Here is a 15,990-nt window from a genome sequence, read left to right as displayed (position 1 = left end):
ATGGAAATGATGCTTATCTAGTCTAAGACGGTATAATCTGTGCCAAATTCAAGTGCTACCCAGTCACTGGAATCTGTCTTCGTATTAACAGTTAACCCATCCAACAAAATCTTTTCGTTCAATGTATCGCGAATCGTATAGTAGTCAGCGTAAATTTCGTCGCCTGCAGAGACTGGAATATCCGCAACTTGATTGCCATCTTTGTCATAAACTGGTGTAATAACCATGTCTTTCGCTGCAATTTGATAGAGTCCGCTTGGAAGAGTGGCATTGGCTTCCCAAGTGAAATGATTTCCTGCTTTATTGGAGAAACCTTTTCCTTCTTCAACGGTCTTATCTGGTTCAAGCAAAGATTCCATAATGTTCTTCGGTTGAACGACTACATCATAGATTAATGAGCCTAGATCATCACGGTCCGTTTGAGGTACTTGCACAAAGAATGGATCTGCTGGTTTTGCAACGGCAGGAGAGACACCACGGTCATCTTCTAATTCGGTAACTAAATAAATGCCATCTGCCGCATTGCCGCTACCCAAATTCGCTTTGACAGACCCATCTGCTCCTGTCGTTACTGTTTGAGCAGTAAATGTGTTGTCAATCGTATAATCGGTTCCTTCTTTTTGATCTAATGGATTCGTTAAAGCAGCATCACCGATTACCGTTACCCGTTGTATGCGGAATTTGATCCCTGCTAACGGCTACTTTGTAACTGTATCATCCTTTTCTCCATCGCCACGATCACCCAGTTCAGATAGATCTTTCACTTCATATTTCCAAAGTGTAATGGAACGAGGGCTAGTATTATCTGCAACAGGACCTGTAGTCGCTGCATAGGCAGATAAAGTGCCAACAGCTGGAACCACCAAACTACCTGCTGTGAAAAGAGTTGTTGCAACAACGAACTTTGTAACTAATTTTTTCTTTCGTTTCATTTCTGTACCTTCTTTCATATTTTTTTAAATCTTTCCTAACCTACACATGCCTAAACAACCAATCCAACATTTTCGTTTTACATAAAGATCACTCCTAAAAAAGTGCAAAGATTATCTAAACAGATTATCGGATATTTTCGCTATTAGGAACTGACAAAATCCTTTCAAAAAATAAGTATTTGAGTTTCATTCTTACTTAGTAATCTTTTTAAAAAAGGAGTAATTCTTATCATTTTGCGCCTGGAAATGAATGGATAAAAGCGATTTTTATCTCAGACTTGAGCATTTTTTTAATAAATAAGGACATTTAACTTCGTTTTTTTCTGAAATATGTGTTAAAAATCACATGATTTGGGATCGAGAAATCTCTTTCACTTATTGACCTGTTTATGAAAAAGACAAAATTCAAAATAAATCAACTTATTTTGTCATATTGCGCATTTTTAACGGTTTCTCTCTATTCGTTGATAGACAAAAAACAAAAAAAACCTCATAAATCTCCGTATAAACAAGAGATTTATGAGGCGAGTCAATTAATGAAATAACCCCAATTTGAATTGGATCAATACTGTTAGTTTGTCGTTTTTATTGCGGATGAAAGGAAGCAAGAATCACCAAATAGATCACCGACTGCTTCTTTTCAACAAAAAATCTAATAGATAAGAATTGACAAAACTAAATAGTAATCCAATTACTACTGATTTGAAGCCATAAGTCAAAAATCCTAATATTAATACCATAAAGTTGATATAGCGGATACCCCGAGCAATACTAAAATCAGGCCGCTTTTTGTTGATAGCCATGGCAATCACATCCATCCCAACAGTTGAAGCGTTAGCCGTGATGCAGCAATAGTACCCTACCGCTATGAACAAGCTCGCAAATAAGAAATCAAGCATTAGGTTTACTTGAAAATCAATCTTCATATAATAAAAAAGAGCAAAAAATAAATTATAAAAAACACTGCTGATAATGGACTTGAAAAAATTGGCTTTTCCTAAAAATAGCCAACAAAAAACCAGCAGAAGGGTCGTAATACCAGATGTCAAATAAACGATCGGTACATTGGTCACCTTTTCTAAAATCATCGCCATACTAGTGACACCACCATTGATGATCCCATTAGGTTTCATCCATTTCGCATAAGCAAATCCCAACAAACTATTACCCGCGATGATTTTTAGGACTGCCTTTGATTCTTCCAATACTTCATTCCTCGTTACTAGTTTCATTTGATATCCTCCCAGCCTTAACAGGAATCCGATTTCATTGTAGACTACTATACCATTAGTCAAGCGAATTTGGTATTTTGCTTAGCGGAAGAAACAAAAAACCCGCTCATTGAGCGGGTTCAATCGTTGTAGAACAACGTGAGTTTATTTGTTTAAAGCGTCTTTTGCTTGGTCAGCCAATGCAGTAAATGCTGTTGCATCGTTTACAGCCAAGTCAGCTAACATTTTGCGGTTGATGTCGATTTCAGCTAATTTCAAACCGTGCATCAATTTTGAGTAGCTTAAGCCATTCATACGAGCCGCTGCGTTGATACGAGCAATCCACAATTTGCGGAAGTCGCGTTTCTTTTGACGACGATCGCGGTATGCGTAGTTGTATGAATTCATTACTTGTTCTTTTGCTGTTTTAAATAAAGTGTGTTTAGAACCGTAGTAACCTTTTGCTAATTTTAGCACTTTTTTACGACGTTTACGAGTTACTGTTCCACCTTTAACACGTGCCATGTATAATTCCTCCTAATATGAAAATCGATAGTTGTTTGAATTTGTAAAGCCTGGGACGCAATTATTTCATGCGTGCTAATTGTTGACGGATACGTTTGTAATCGCCAGCTGAAACCATAGAAGCTTTACGCAATTGACGACGTTGTTTTTTTGTTTTACCGTGGAAACGGTGGCTAGTAAATGCACGGAAGCGTTTCAATCCGCCGCCGCCAGTACGTTTTACGCGTTTTGCTAATCCGCGGTGTGTTTTTTGTTTTGGCATAACTAATTTCCTCCTCAAAATCTTTCGTTATCTGACTTTAAACTGAAACTCAGTGAGTCATTATTTATCATTTTTTGGCGATAATACTAAGAACATGCTGCGTCCATCCATTTTTGGTTTTTGTTCAACGGATGCTAAATCAGCTGTTTCTTCAGCCAAACGATCCAACACTTTCTGACCAATCTCTTTATGGGTAATGGCACGGCCTTTGAAACGGATCGAAGCTTTTACTTTGTCCCCTTTTTCAAGGAATTTACGTGCATTACGCAACTTTGTGTTGAAATCATTGACGTCGATCGTTGGACTTAAACGAACCTCTTTAATGTTGATTACTTTTTGTTTTTTACGAGCTTCACGGTCTTTCTTCTGTTGCTCAAAACGATATTTTCCGTAATCCATAATTCTTGCTACCGGTGGTTTCGCATTTGGTGCCACCAATACCACATCAAGGTTTGCTCGTTCTGCAATTTGCAATGCTTCAGCTTTACTCTTTACACCAAGTTGTTCGCCGTTTTGATCAATCAAACGCAATTCACGTGCACGAATGCCGTCGTTTACCATCATATCCTTTGCTATGGTCATTCACCTCCGAGTTTTTTGAGAGAAAGAAAAGCTTGTCGATTCGAAATCAGACAATAAAAAAAACGAGTTCTTCACGAACCCGCACGTACTCCATACACAAAATGTAGGAATCCTATTCTGCCCAGCGATACAGTCACTCAGGCGAGAAGCGGGTGCTTCTGCTTTAATTTCTCAACTTTTATAGTATACTGCTTTTTTTAGTTCTTGTCAATGATTTTCATGATTATTTCAAAAAAGAGCGCTTAACAAAAGTGACCAGCCACCTGAAGTTTCGGCTTGGTTCCAAAGAAGCTACTTCTAATCGTTTATTTGAAAAAAGAAGCTGCGACAAGATTTTTGTCACAGCTCCCTCAGCTATTTATTATTCAGCTTTCAATGCAGCCATTGTGATGTAGTTGTATGGTTGATTGAAGTGTGGTAAGAAGAAGATATCAAGTAATTTCATCTTGTCGATGGTTACACCTTCTTCAATTGCTAATGAGAACATGTGAATTCCCATAGCGATTTCTGAAGTACGTGATGCCATTTGGGCACCAATCACCCGACGTGATTCTTCTTCGTAAACAATCCGGATTTTCACGGTATCGTTTTCTTTCATGAATCCAGGTTTTTGCGTATCTTCATAATCTGAATACTTCACTTTCACACCGTTACGTTCTGCTGCTTCTACGGAAAGACCGGTAGAAACCATGTTGTAACCAAAGATTGAGATTCCGTTTGATCCTTGGACCCCAGTTGATTCCAATGATGTACCGCCAATGTTATGGCCAGCTACGATCCCTGAGCGAACGGCATTTGTTGCTAAAGCGATGTAGGTCGTTTGTTGCAATGCATTTGAATAAACCGTTGCACAGTCTCCAACCGCAAAAACATCTGGGTCACTTGTTTGTTGGTGACGGTCTACCAAGTAGGCACCATTCGTAAATAGTTCCAAGTGCTCTTTGCCTAATGTATTGTTTGGCAAGAAGCCGATCGCATTGATCACAAGATCCACTGGATATTCTCCATTATCCGTTACCACTGCTTCTACTTTGTCGGTTCCTTTGTATTCTCGAGCTAATTCACCAAAGTGCAATTCGATCCCATGCTCTGCTAAGTTTTGATCCATGTCATCCGTGAACCATTTGTCATAGTAGTTTGGTAATGCACGGTTAGCGGCATCAAATAAAAGAACGTTTTTACCACGACGTTTTGCAGCTTCTGCAATTTCCACTCCAATATAGCCGGCCCCGATGACAGCAACATTTTTTACTTCTTCAGCTGCTAGTTCTTTATCCACAGATTGGCCATCTTGGAATCTCTTCAAGAAATGAATATTGGCTAAATCACGACCAGGTACTTTTGGCGAAATTGGTACTGAACCTGTTGCTAAAACAAGTTTGTCATATGTTTCTACCACTTCTTCACCATCTTTTGTTACTGCATGAACCGTTTTTTTCTCAAAATCAATATGGTCAACAGTTGTTTCCATATAGATTTTTGCTCCCTTTGCCTCAAAATCTTCCCGTTTTGTATAGAATAAGCCTTCATACGAATCGATTTGACGTCCAACCCATAATGCAGTCCCACAACCAAGGTAACTGAGGTTTGTATTCCGATCGATCATTACAACTTCTTGATCTTGGTAATTGTCTAATAAGGTATTTGCTGCGGCAATCCCTGCGTGGTTCGCACCAATAATCACTGTTTTTGTCATGGAAAAATTTCCCCCTTTTGTTTATGGTTTCATTATAGCTACATTGTGAATTTAAAAACTATCAAGATTTTCGCAAACCGTTAAAAAAATGACAGTTTTTACTGGTTATTGCCGAATTATCCTTGAATTATGCTTCTGAAATGAAGATTTTTCTTAAAACAATTCATAACCTTGTGAATATAAGCGTATTTATTTTTTCATAAAACCTTGCTATTTCAGCAGCTAAAGTTAGCCTATTGAATTAAATTCACAATCTATCCATCAAACATCTTTGCACTGCAAAAGGCATCGCTCAAAACATGGTATACTATTAAAAAAACAAAATTTTGAGGTGCAAAATGAAAAAAAAGCAGCCGGATCCTCTTTTACCGATTATTGAATACTCAGAAACAAAAGATTTTTATCTTGAAGATGAAGAAATTTTTGAACAAGCTTTTTTTACAGAAACTGATGCCAGTTATGACGCTTGTACGGGTCTCATTTTAAAACAGTGCCACTTGAAAAAGGTCACCATGCAAAAGACAAGACTAGAGCATTGGGAATGCCAAAATGTTTTCTTTGAAAACTGCGACTTTTCCAACATGGAATGTTTGGGCGCTAGCTTTCATCAAGTACACTTCAAAAACTGCAAGCTGACCGGTACAAATTTTGCAGAAAGTTATTTTCGTGACTGTACATTTGAATCTTGCGTCGGCAATTTTGCTTCCTTCAGCAACACCAATCTCAAAACGATCCGCTTTGCAGAGTGCCAGCTGAATGACACAGAATTTTACGAAGTCCAATGGAAAAATCTCCAGTTGCAGCACAATCAGCTTACAAACAGTAATTGGTTCCGAACCAAACTCTATCAGCTGGATCTGCGGACCAATCCTTTCCAGAAAATCGCTCTTTCGCAAGAATTGTTGCGGGGATTGATCGTTGACCAAGAACAAGCATTAGTGATTGCAGCGGGGTTAGGTCTAGTGATTGACTGAAGCATCACTTCATGGTATACTATTAAAAAAACAAAATTTTGAGGTGCAAAATGAAAAAAAAGCAGCCGGATCCTCTTTTACCGATTATTGAATACTCAGAAACAAAAGATTTTTATCTTGAAGATGAAGAAATTTTTGAACAAGCTTTTTTTACAGAAACTGATGCCAGTTATGACGCTTGTACGGGTCTCATTTTAAAACAGTGCCACTTGAAAAAGGTCACCATGCAAAAGACAAGACTAGAGCATTGGGAATGCCAAAATGTTTTCTTTGAAAACTGCGACTTTTCCAACATGGAATGTTTGGGCGCTAGCTTTCATCAAGTACACTTCAAAAACTGCAAGCTGACCGGTACAAATTTTGCAGAAAGTTATTTTCGTGACTGTACATTTGAATCTTGCGTCGGCAATTTTGCTTCCTTCAGCAACACCAATCTCAAAACGATCCGCTTTGCAGAGTGCCAGCTGAATGACACAGAATTTTACGAAGTCCAATGGAAAAATCTCCAGTTGCAGCACAATCAGCTTACAAACAGTAATTGGTTCCGAACCAAACTCTATCAGCTGGATCTGCGGACCAATCCTTTCCAGAAAATCGCTCTTTCGCAAGAATTGTTGCGGGGATTGATCGTTGACCAAGAACAAGCATTAGTGATTGCAGCGGGGTTAGGTCTAGTGATTGACTGAAGCATCACTTGATTCTGCGCCAGAGTGCAATCAACATCCATCCTGACAAGACTAAACTGATCAGCAGAGCGATTCCCCAGCCAAACACGGTATTCGTGAAGGGCAATGGAACGTTCATGCCAAAGAAGCTGGTAACGATCGATGGTACCGTCAGCAACAACGACCAAACAGTCAGGAATTTCATCGTGTCGTTCAAGTTGTTGTTCAACAAATTATTGTACGTACCTGACAATTGTTCCAGAATTTGAAACGCTAACTGAGTCATTTCAACGGCTTGTTTCGCTTCGATCAGTGCATCATCCAACTGCTCTTTTTCATTGTCGTCCATTAAACGAAAGAACGACAAAGCTTTGATCTGTTCTAATAAAACGGCATTTTGTTTCGTTGCCGAAACCAGATAAACGAGTCCGATCTCCAAGTCAGACATCTCCAACAAATTTTTATTGGTGGTCTTTTCCCGCAGCCGTTGATTGAGATGCACGCGATCGCTATTGACTTCTTCGACTAAAGGAAAAAAAGTTCCTGAGATCAAAAAAAGACTATTAAAAAGAAAATGAATCGGTGTTTGCAAAGGATTTTGCACGAGTATCCGTTCCATCATCGGAATCACATATTGTGTATTTCTCGAAGAAAAAGTAAACAGCCGATCTTTTTTTAAGATAAACGTCATCGGACTTGTTTCAAAATGATTGTCTTTCTTTTCTTGTTGAGGTACGTTGAACACCAACAACAATGCTTGATCATCAGTATCGAACTCCACACGGGCACGTTCATTCTTGTCTAATGAGTAAGTTAACATCTCATCAGTCAACTGGTGCTGTCTTTGTAAACGCGCAATACTGCTACTGTCTTGTTGATCCACTTGAATCCATTCATAACGGCCATTGTAAAATCGTTTTTTTTCCACTGGTTTCCCTCCACACGTTACATGTTCGCTTTCTTCTATTATAAAAGAAAACAGCTGGAATCCCCACTTTTATGGGCTGGACTCCAGCTGTTGCTTTATTTGCGCACTTTTGCCAGTGCTTCGTCGACCATCGCTAATACCTTTTGGGCTGCTTCTGGATCTTCAACAAAATTGAATTGATCGCCGTCGATTTGGATTTTTGGACTTTCTTGGTATTCTTCATACCATTGATCATACCGTAGATTCAATTCTTGATAATAGTCATACAAGGTAGGATCAAAGGATAACTGTTCATATTCCCGTCCCCGTTTATTGATCCGTTCTAACATAGTTTCAAAAGAAACCCGAATATGGACCAATAAATCTGGATGTTTTTTATGAGCTGCATAAGGCAATTCTTCCAACATGTTGGCCAATAAATCATCATAAACCCGAACTTCTGTATCCGTTGCTCGCCCTAAATCAGCATTCAAATGGAAAAGCAGTGAATCTTCATAAATGGATCGATCCAATACATTATTATCATCATTCAATGCTTTTTTGATACTATCAAAACGTTTATTCAAAAAATAAATCTGCAATAAAAAAGCATATTTATTTGGATCGGCATAAAACAACGGCAGCACTTCATTATCATCGATTGACTCATAAAATGCTTGACTGCCTAAATGATCAGCTAACAATGCAGTTAAACTTGATTTTCCTGCGCCGATAGTTCCTGCTAATACGATCACGCTCATATCCCCCAACTCACTCATCACTAAATATTGTATGTTTCATTTGCGTAATCAACTATACACTACTAGATATTGTATCGTCAACCCAGCGCTTTTGAAGCATAAAAACAAAAAATTTTCAATAAAAGTTTAAATATTTTCAGTTTTTTACGATTTCTTTTTCGGAATGCTTAACGAAACAGCCTTCTTCTAGTAAAATAAGAAAGAATCTTTTATTCGTTTTTCTGCGAACTTTTCTGTTCTAACGGAAAAACAAGGATCTATGATGAAATCACTAGTAATTATTAAGTAGATTGCAGCTTAGTTTAAAAGAATGACTCACAGGATCAAAGGGGAACCTTTATTTTTTTGCCTGCTGCTTCCTCTGAGACATTCTTTTGACTTCTGCTGCAGTTCTAAGAGAAATGAGGATAATGAATGTCACTCGGTACTGGCATAGCTACAGGGAAAATCATATTAATGGGTGAACATTCGGTCGTCTATGGTGAACCCGCCATCGCTTTTCCATTTGCTGGCGCAAAGGTCCACGTGACGATCACTGCCAGCCTAACGAATGATTTAACCTCCAATTATTACCACGGCCCACTAGAAGAAGCTCCTTCGCATTTAAAAAATGTGAAAGAACTTCTTCATCGCTTGCAGCAAGACCATCAAACCGGTCCCTTTTCTGTTTCGATCGTTAGTACAATCCCTTCAGAACGAGGAATGGGTTCAAGTGCGGCAGTTGCAGTTGCGTTGACTCGGGCCTTTTTTGATTGGCAGCACAAAGAGTTAAAAAAAGAACGGCTATTGGATTATGTCGATTTTTCTGAGAAAATCGCGCATGGAAATCCTAGCGGTATTGATGCTGCAGCAACAAGCGGCAACGAGGCGATCTACTTTACCAAAGGGCAGCCGATTACTTCTTTTCCATTGACGATCGATGGCTTTTTGTTAGTCGCCGATACAGGGATCAAAGGTCAGACCCGCACAGCTGTCAAAAGCGTCGCGCATCTGTTTGAAACGCAAAAACACCAAACGAGTCAGGCTATCAGCCGCTTAGGTTCTTTAGCAAAGACCGCTAAAGAAGCTATCTTACATAATCAGCTGACGCAGCTAGGTCAGGCAATGACCCACGCACATGAGACCCTCCGGCAACTAGGTGTCAGCAATCAAAACCTGGACGATCTCGTGTCACTGGCATTAGCCAACGGCGCTTTTGGCGCAAAGCTGACGGGCGGTGGCCGCGGTGGCTGTATGATCGCTTTGACTCAAACAAAAACACAGGCTGAAGTGATCAGCCGTATTTTATTGTCCAATGGCGCCCATGCCACTTGGATTCAAGGATTAGGAGCTTACGAACATGTATAAAGGAAAGGCGCGAGCCTACACGAATATTGCTTTGATCAAATATTGGGGCAAGGAGAACGAAACACTGATCTTGCCAATGAATAACAGCTTATCTTTGACGTTAGATGCTTTCTATACAGAAACCTCTGTTACCTTTTCAGAGGAATATACTCAAGACCGTTTTTTCCTGGATGACAAACAGCAGAGTGAGGCTGCAACGAAGAAAATCTCCGCTTTTTTGGATCTTGTACGCGCAAAAGCCAATTGTCCTTTTTTCGCGCAAGTCAACAGCCGCAATTTCGTTCCAACAGCTGCTGGTCTTGCTTCATCTGCTAGTGGACTAGCTGCTTTAGCCGGAGCCTGTAACGCAGCACTTGACTTACAATTATCACAAACAGAACTATCCCGTCTCGCTCGGCGGGGATCTGGCTCTGCTTGTCGCAGTATTTTTGGCGGCTTTGTCGAATGGCATACTGGTGATGATGACACGTCTTACGCAACACCGATTGCTTCGGAAGGCTGGGAAAAAGAGCTAAGTATGCTTTTCATTTTGATCAACGACAAAGCAAAAGATGTTTCCAGTCGTGACGGGATGCGTCGGACTGTAGAGACTTCCAGCTATTATTCTGGTTGGCTAGAAAGCACACCACACGATTTGAAAAAGTTAAAGCAAGCCATCCGCGAAAAAGACTTTCAGTTATTAGGTGAAACGACAGAAGCCAATGCCCTAAAAATGCATGCCACTACTATGGCGGCGACTCCACCGTTCACCTACTGGTCTCCTGAATCCTTGCGAGCAATGGATTGCGTCCGTTCCTTGCGTCAAAAAGGGCTGGCCTGCTACTTTACGATGGATGCCGGACCAAATGTCAAAGTGCTTTGTCAAAGAAAAGACGAAGAAGCTATATTAACCCAGCTGAAAAAAGATTTTCATCCTGAACAATTAATCGTTGCTCACGCAGGACAAGGGTTGGTTGATTTACCAATGACAGTGACCGATCCGTCTATGACAAATGAAGGAGTGTCGAAATGATAGAAATCTCAGTCCCCGGCAAATTATTTATTGCAGGTGAGTATGCGGTCGTTGAACCTGGACATCCAGCGATCATCGTTGCGGTGGATCAATTCATCAATGTGACGATCGAAGGCGCCCGCAAAAACGGCAGTATCCAATCTGCCCAGTACAGTGACTTGCCGATCCGCTGGACCCGCCGCAATGGCGAACTAGTACTGGACCACCGAGAAAATCCTTTTCATTACATTCTAGCTGCTATTCGTCTAACAGAAAAATACGCTCAAGAAAAAGGAACCCTGCTCTCTTTTTATGACTTAAAAGTAACGAGTGAGTTAGATAATTCCAACGGTCGAAAATATGGACTTGGTTCTAGCGGTGCAGTGACCGTTGCTACCGTCAAAGCACTCAACCTCTACTATGATCTAAAAATGGATCGCTTGACGCAATTCAAGATCGCCGCATTGGCCCATTTGGCCGTGCAAGGGAATGGCTCGTGTGGTGACATTGCTGCTTCTTGCTATGGCGGCTGGCTGGCTTTTTCCACATTTGATCATGAGTGGGTCTTACGAAAACAGCAGGAATGGACATTGACTCAGCTATTGACCAGTGATTGGCCAGAGCTTTCGATCCGTCCATTGATTGTCCCAAAATCATTGCGCCTGTTGATTGGGTGGACAGGTAGTCCTGCTTCCACTTCTGATTTAGTTGACCAAGTCTACCAATCAAAAGAAGCCAAAGAAAAGGGCTATGCCAAATTTTTGGCAGACAGCAAAGACTGTGTCAATCGTTTGATTGATGGCTTTTTAAATGAAGACAGCCGAACAATCAAAAAAATGATTACCGAAAATCGAAAATTACTTGTAGGATTATCTAGTCTGACTGGTGTAACCATTGAAACACCCGCTTTAAAGAAACTATGTGACTTAGCAGAAACCTATCGCGGGGCCGCCAAGTCTTCAGGCGCTGGCGGCGGGGATTGCGGCATTGTGATCGTCGATCAAAAAACCGGGATCTTACCATTGATGAGCGCTTGGGAAAAAGCCGACATTATTCCATTGCCGCTGCATGTCTATCATTATCGGGAGGAGATTTAATGAATCGAAAAGATGAACACGTCTCATTGGCAAAAGCCTTTCACAAGCCACGGTTGAATGATTTTGATGCGGTTCAAATTATTCACCAGTCCTTTCCCGAGATCGATAGCGCACAAGTCACTTTGGAAACGGAACTCTTTGGCCGCTCTTTCGCTACCCCTTTTTTCATCAACGCCATGACAGGCGGAAGTGAGAAAAGCAAAAAAATCAACCAAGACTTGGCTGAAGTTGCGAAAGCTTGTGACCTGATGATGGCGACTGGTTCTGTCTCAGCTGCATTAAAAGACCCAGCGCTGTCCGACACGTTCCAAGTCGTTCGCCAAGTCAATCCAGAGGGCTTTCTTTTAGCAAATGTCGGTGCTGGTAGTTCCGTTGAAAATGCCTTGCGTGCGATCGACTTATTTGAAGCCGATGCCTTACAGATCCATCTGAATGCCCCTCAAGAATTGGTGATGCCAGAAGGGGACCGTGAATTCAGCAATTGGCTAAGTCTGCTGGAACAAATCGTAAAGGCGGCTCCAGTACCAGTTGTCGTAAAAGAAGTCGGTTTTGGTATGACCCGAGAGACTATTCAGCAATTGATTTCGGTAGGCGTACAAACGATCGATGTTGCTGGTAGCGGCGGAACGAGTTTTACCCAAATTGAAAATGCCCGCAGAAAAAAACGAGAAATGGCTTACTTGAATCACTTCGGCCAATCGACGGTTATTTCTTTACTAGAAGCCAACGAAGTGCAACACTCCTTCACGACAATCGCTTCAGGAGGGATTCGAGATGCCTTTGATATTTTCAAAGCTTTATGTCTTGGTGCCAAAAGTGTCGGAATCTCTGCTACGATTTTGACCATGCTCTTAGATAAAGGACCTGAAGAAACGATTGCCACCATCCAGTCTTGGAAAGAACAGCTTCAGCTGCTCTACACCATGGTCGGACAAACCCTGACACAGGATTTGACCAATGTACCGCTAATTTTCTCCGGTTCTGTCAAAGACTGGTGTCATGCCCGGCATATTTCGTTGTCGGATTATAGTTTTCGCTAAAAAAGAGGCTGGGACAGAAATGTTAAACTCCGCAAAATAAGGAGGAATACACGGAAATTGCTTTTCAAATTTTGGGGTAGTTCGATTAATTTCTCGGAGTTGCTTCTGCTTCCGCCATTTAGACGTGTTTAGAGCGTGGGACAAAAGTGTTTTTTACTTTTGTCCCACGCTCTTTTTGTCTACTGATCATGGAGAGTCGCTTCTGCTTCGTTTGCTTGCTGCTCCGCAAAAAGTTTACTATCGTACATTCGGAAAAATGGATAATAGCAGACAACCGAAATCAATAAATTAAGGATAGCGATCAAGATTCCGCGAAAATCACCGCCAGTTCCAAGAAATGCTCCAATCCCAACAGGTGAGATCCAAGGAATCCCGGTGATCACTTTAGCTACAAAGCCAAAGGATGTAGCAAAATAAGCAATCGTCACATTGATCAGCGGTGTCACAATAAAAGGAATAATCAAATAAGGATTATAGACGATTGGCGCACCAAAGATCACTGGTTCATTGATATTGAACAATCCTGGAAGGATCGCCGCTTTGCCCAATACTTTCAACTGTTGGGATTTAGCTCGAAACAGCATCAACAAGACCAACCCTAACGTACTGCCAGCACCGCCAATAAAAATGTACATATTGACAAAATCACCGGCAAAAATGTTGGTTGCTCCATCGATGTTTTCGGTTAAAGCAACTAATAAAATAGGATTGATAAAACTGTTTTTGATGACGGCTGTTCCGTGAACACCAACGGCCCACAACAAATGAATCAACAACATGATTACAATGATCCCTAGCCAAGAACCTGTCAAATCTTTTACAAATTCAAATGGTTTTGACAACAAACCATGCAAGTCGGTATGAAAAACGGCTAAACAGCCATTGATCAGAATCATCAAAAAAGCAATAATAATCGCTGGAATCAGGGAAGCAAATGCTTTACTGACCCCATCTGGTACTCCCGCTGGCATTTGGATCGTGATTTTCTTTTTAACACAAAAACGATAGACTTGGGTTGCCAGCACCGCCGTAAGGATACCGATAAAAATACCGACCCCACTAAACCGTGTCACCCAAGAACCAAGTGCTACACCATTATAGATGATAGCTGTCTCTCCAGTTGTTTGAAGCAATTGTGCCCCACTATCTGAAATATCGACTTGAATGATCGTCATCAAAAATGCAAACAACCCAAGAATTGCGCCAACAAAGCTGCTCAATTGGAGTTTTTCTTCTTTGCGATAGATGTCCGTTAAATAATACGCAGTGGCTAAACAATAAAAGAGTGCGATCGAGCCGATAGACATAGTTGTCGCGACATTATAAAGCGGGGAAAATTTCAAAATCGTCTGTTCAAAAAAGCTGGCCAGCGGCGGAATAATTTGAGGCAGGTTATTGATGATCAAAAAAATCGAGCCAACGATCGTGAAAGGAACCGTGATGACTCCCGCTTGCATAATTGCCCGGATAAAACGCAAGTTAGCGACTTTATTTAATGGCGGCATCAATCGCTGCTCTAAAAAAGTAAAGACATGATTCATTGCTTATCCCTCCCAATGTCCGTTTTCGATCAACTTTTGATACCAGTAAAAACTATCTTTTTTCACACGCTTTTGCTCTTTTTCATCGGCATCATTCCGATCCACATAAATAAAACCATAGCGCTTTTTGATGCCTTCATGGACACTGATCAAATCGATCGCAGACCAAGGACTATAGCCAATCAATTCCACTCCTGACTCGATAGCTGCTAGACATTGCTGGATGTGCTGCTGCAAATAGTCGATACGGTAAGAATCATGGACTGCGCCGTTTTCTTCCAGATGATCTTCTGCTCCCAAACCGTTTTCTGTGATGAGGATTGGTAGATGGTAGCGATCATAGAGTGTTTGCAAAGTCGTTTTTAAGCCCAGAGGATCAATGGTCCAGTTAAACGCATTTTTCTTCAAATAGGGATTCGTAAATCCTTTATAAAACCCTCGTTCCATGATGTCTTCACTTTGTTGATCACTGATCCCATTCGTCATGTCTCCTTCCATCGTTGGCTGTTCAACTGTGACCGTTGTATAGAAATTCATAGCTACAAAGTCTGGGAAGGCACTGGTCATCAAAGCCTGATCCTCTGGGTGGATAGTGATCTTCACCCCACTTTGATTCAAGTAATCTTGAAAGACTGTATTGTAGCGTCCTAAGCAGGCAAAATCTAAATACGCCCAATTCCGAACGCTATTGAAATAAAGGGCTGCCTGATTGTCTTCCGGCTTGCTGGTTGCTGCATAAACAAGCGAGATATTAGGGACTGGTCCAATTTTTCCATTTGGAACGAGTTCATGGCAATGTTTGAAGGCAAGCTTTTCAGCAATCATCAGATGATGGAATTGCTGGTACTTCTCAGGTAGAGGAATCGTTTTGCCTAGTATCTTGCGATCGACTAAGAGCATGATATTCGGTTCATTGATCGTCAACCAATGGGTCACCCGATCACCATAAGCGTTGAACAATGTCTTAGCATAGGTTTCAAAAGCTTCAACTGTACTGCGATTTGTCCAGCCGCCTTGATCTTCCAATGCTTGTGGTAAATCAAAATGATTTAACGTAATAAATGGTTGGATTCCCTGCTTCAACAGTTCGTTGATGACAGCACTATAATGGTCCAATCCTTTCTGGTTAACACTTCCCCGCCCCTCAGGGTAGATCCGTGACCATGCAATTGAAAAGCGAAAAACTTTGATTCCTAGTTCTGCTAACAAGGCGATATCTTCCTTGTAGCGATGGTAATGATCCACCGCTACTGTAAAATCGGCGATCTCGTTATTGTCTCGGGGACGAGTATCTTGAACACTTAGTCCTTTACCATCCGCTAAATAAGCTCCTTCTGTTTGATGTGCGGAAATGGATGCTCCCCATAAAAAATCTGTTGGAAATTTTGATGTCATGATGTTCTCCTGTCTTTTTTAGTAAATCGCTTTCTGGTATTTAGGATAATCGTCTCCTTGATCA

At 41.0% G+C, this 15,990-nt stretch carries 17 protein-coding genes and 1 other annotated feature; of the genes, 6 read left to right on the top strand and 11 right to left on the bottom strand.

What is annotated here, in order from left to right:
* Nucleotides 1-17: 17 nt before the first annotated feature.
* The 7 genes from ACTFWY_RS11445 to nox form a co-directional block, all read right to left on the bottom strand.
* Nucleotides 18-686 carry a pilin N-terminal domain-containing protein gene (locus ACTFWY_RS11445; RefSeq protein ID WP_255200978.1) on the bottom strand — a complete coding sequence of 223 codons (669 nt, stop codon included), beginning with the start codon at nt 684-686 and terminating at the stop codon, nt 18-20.
* Between the two features lie 12 nt (nt 687-698).
* Complete coding sequence (locus ACTFWY_RS11440; protein WP_123866860.1) at nt 699-932, bottom strand: hypothetical protein; 234 nt, start codon at nt 930-932, stop codon at nt 699-701.
* 623 nt (nt 933-1,555) lie between these two features.
* Nucleotides 1,556-2,164, bottom strand: coding sequence for a YitT family protein (locus tag ACTFWY_RS11435; protein ID WP_021149136.1), 609 nt, complete (start codon nt 2,162-2,164; stop codon nt 1,556-1,558).
* A 144-nt stretch (nt 2,165-2,308) separates the two neighbouring features.
* Nucleotides 2,309-2,668: a 50S ribosomal protein L20 gene (rplT, locus tag ACTFWY_RS11430; RefSeq protein ID WP_003128653.1), complete on the bottom strand. Its 360-nt coding sequence runs from the start codon at nt 2,666-2,668 to the stop codon at nt 2,309-2,311.
* Between the two features lie 61 nt (nt 2,669-2,729).
* Nucleotides 2,730-2,930 (bottom strand): 50S ribosomal protein L35, encoded by a 201-nt coding sequence (rpmI, locus tag ACTFWY_RS11425; RefSeq protein WP_003128650.1) that lies wholly within the window; start codon nt 2,928-2,930, stop codon nt 2,730-2,732.
* 60 nt (nt 2,931-2,990) lie between these two features.
* Entirely contained in the window at nt 2,991-3,512 is a 522-nt protein-coding gene (gene infC / locus ACTFWY_RS11420; protein ID WP_003128645.1) for a translation initiation factor IF-3, read from the bottom strand.
* A gap of 48 nt (nt 3,513-3,560) precedes the next feature.
* Nucleotides 3,561-3,682, bottom strand: a sequence feature (ribosomal protein L20 leader region).
* A 191-nt stretch (nt 3,683-3,873) separates the two neighbouring features.
* Nucleotides 3,874-5,208 carry a H2O-forming NADH oxidase gene (gene nox / locus ACTFWY_RS11415; RefSeq protein WP_003128643.1) on the bottom strand — a complete coding sequence of 445 codons (1,335 nt, stop codon included), beginning with the start codon at nt 5,206-5,208 and terminating at the stop codon, nt 3,874-3,876.
* Nucleotides 5,209-5,546: 338 nt separating this feature from the next.
* Between nox and ACTFWY_RS11410 the strand changes: the two genes are divergently transcribed.
* Both ACTFWY_RS11410 and ACTFWY_RS11405 read left to right on the top strand, forming a co-directional pair.
* On the top strand, nt 5,547-6,182 hold the full coding sequence (locus tag ACTFWY_RS11410) for a pentapeptide repeat-containing protein (protein WP_003128642.1): 636 nt from the start codon (nt 5,547-5,549) through the stop codon (nt 6,180-6,182).
* A gap of 50 nt (nt 6,183-6,232) precedes the next feature.
* Nucleotides 6,233-6,868: a pentapeptide repeat-containing protein gene (locus ACTFWY_RS11405; protein WP_003128642.1), complete on the top strand. Its 636-nt coding sequence runs from the start codon at nt 6,233-6,235 to the stop codon at nt 6,866-6,868.
* 4 nt (nt 6,869-6,872) lie between these two features.
* Here the strand turns inward: ACTFWY_RS11405 and ACTFWY_RS11400 are convergent, their stop codons facing one another.
* Complete coding sequence (locus tag ACTFWY_RS11400) at nt 6,873-7,775, bottom strand: magnesium transporter CorA family protein (RefSeq protein WP_003128641.1); 903 nt, start codon at nt 7,773-7,775, stop codon at nt 6,873-6,875.
* Nucleotides 7,776-7,870: 95 nt separating this feature from the next.
* Entirely contained in the window at nt 7,871-8,515 is a 645-nt protein-coding gene (locus ACTFWY_RS11395; protein ID WP_003128640.1) for a deoxynucleoside kinase, read from the bottom strand.
* Between the two features lie 414 nt (nt 8,516-8,929).
* Here ACTFWY_RS11395 and mvk point away from each other — a divergent pair, with 414 nt between their 5' ends.
* From mvk to fni, 4 genes are read left to right on the top strand one after another with little or no spacing between them, the layout of a single operon-like run.
* Nucleotides 8,930-9,862 (top strand): mevalonate kinase, encoded by a 933-nt coding sequence (mvk, locus tag ACTFWY_RS11390; protein WP_003128639.1) that lies wholly within the window; start codon nt 8,930-8,932, stop codon nt 9,860-9,862.
* Nucleotides 9,855-10,874 carry a diphosphomevalonate decarboxylase gene (gene mvaD, locus ACTFWY_RS11385; protein WP_005472717.1) on the top strand — a complete coding sequence of 340 codons (1,020 nt, stop codon included), beginning with the start codon at nt 9,855-9,857 and terminating at the stop codon, nt 10,872-10,874. The genes mvk and mvaD overlap by 8 nt, the downstream gene beginning before the upstream one ends.
* On the top strand, nt 10,871-11,950 hold the full coding sequence (locus ACTFWY_RS11380) for a phosphomevalonate kinase (RefSeq protein WP_003128637.1): 1,080 nt from the start codon (nt 10,871-10,873) through the stop codon (nt 11,948-11,950). Before mvaD ends, ACTFWY_RS11380 begins: the two co-directional genes overlap by 4 nt.
* A complete protein-coding gene (gene fni, locus ACTFWY_RS11375) occupies nt 11,950-12,990 on the top strand; it encodes a type 2 isopentenyl-diphosphate Delta-isomerase (RefSeq protein ID WP_003128636.1) in 1,041 nt (346 codons plus the stop codon). Before ACTFWY_RS11380 ends, fni begins: the two co-directional genes overlap by 1 nt.
* Before the next feature lie 179 nt (nt 12,991-13,169).
* On the opposite strand, the gene celB is transcribed toward fni, so the two are convergent.
* The gene (celB, locus tag ACTFWY_RS11370) at nt 13,170-14,531 is read right to left on the bottom strand and encodes a PTS cellobiose transporter subunit IIC (protein ID WP_003128635.1); all 1,362 of its coding nucleotides are present in this window, start codon (nt 14,529-14,531) and stop codon (nt 13,170-13,172) included.
* A gap of 3 nt (nt 14,532-14,534) precedes the next feature.
* Nucleotides 14,535-15,926: a glycoside hydrolase family 1 protein gene (locus ACTFWY_RS11365; protein ID WP_005472722.1), complete on the bottom strand. Its 1,392-nt coding sequence runs from the start codon at nt 15,924-15,926 to the stop codon at nt 14,535-14,537.
* Nucleotides 15,927-15,990 lie beyond the last annotated feature (64 nt).

It is taken from the genome of Enterococcus sp. 125944, assembly GCF_051909435.1.
Lineage (GTDB): Bacteria > Bacillota > Bacilli > Lactobacillales > Enterococcaceae > Enterococcus_D > Enterococcus_D gallinarum.
Note: the sequence above shows the minus strand (reverse complement) of the source record. Positions and strands in the feature narration are given on the sequence as shown.

Bases quoted from the DNA above. Each gene is read 5' to 3' on its own strand.
- fni (WP_003128636.1), top strand. From the start codon at position 11,950: ATGAATCGAAAAGATGAACACGTCTCATTGGCAAAAGCCTTTCACAAG.
- ACTFWY_RS11365 (WP_005472722.1), bottom strand. From the start codon at position 15,926: ATGACATCAAAATTTCCAACAGATTTTTTATGGGGAGCATCCATTTCC.
- ACTFWY_RS11440 (WP_123866860.1), bottom strand. From the start codon at position 932: ATGAAACGAAAGAAAAAATTAGTTACAAAGTTCGTTGTTGCAACAACT.
- nox (WP_003128643.1), bottom strand. From the start codon at position 5,208: ATGACAAAAACAGTGATTATTGGTGCGAACCACGCAGGGATTGCCGCA.
- ACTFWY_RS11405 (WP_003128642.1), top strand. From the start codon at position 6,233: ATGAAAAAAAAGCAGCCGGATCCTCTTTTACCGATTATTGAATACTCA.
- mvk (WP_003128639.1), top strand. From the start codon at position 8,930: ATGTCACTCGGTACTGGCATAGCTACAGGGAAAATCATATTAATGGGT.
- mvaD (WP_005472717.1), top strand. From the start codon at position 9,855: ATGTATAAAGGAAAGGCGCGAGCCTACACGAATATTGCTTTGATCAAA.
- ACTFWY_RS11410 (WP_003128642.1), top strand. From the start codon at position 5,547: ATGAAAAAAAAGCAGCCGGATCCTCTTTTACCGATTATTGAATACTCA.
- celB (WP_003128635.1), bottom strand. From the start codon at position 14,531: ATGAATCATGTCTTTACTTTTTTAGAGCAGCGATTGATGCCGCCATTA.
- ACTFWY_RS11435 (WP_021149136.1), bottom strand. From the start codon at position 2,164: ATGAAACTAGTAACGAGGAATGAAGTATTGGAAGAATCAAAGGCAGTC.
- ACTFWY_RS11395 (WP_003128640.1), bottom strand. From the start codon at position 8,515: ATGAGCGTGATCGTATTAGCAGGAACTATCGGCGCAGGAAAATCAAGT.
- ACTFWY_RS11380 (WP_003128637.1), top strand. From the start codon at position 10,871: ATGATAGAAATCTCAGTCCCCGGCAAATTATTTATTGCAGGTGAGTAT.
- infC (WP_003128645.1), bottom strand. From the start codon at position 3,512: ATGACCATAGCAAAGGATATGATGGTAAACGACGGCATTCGTGCACGT.
- rplT (WP_003128653.1), bottom strand. From the start codon at position 2,668: ATGGCACGTGTTAAAGGTGGAACAGTAACTCGTAAACGTCGTAAAAAA.
- rpmI (WP_003128650.1), bottom strand. From the start codon at position 2,930: ATGCCAAAACAAAAAACACACCGCGGATTAGCAAAACGCGTAAAACGT.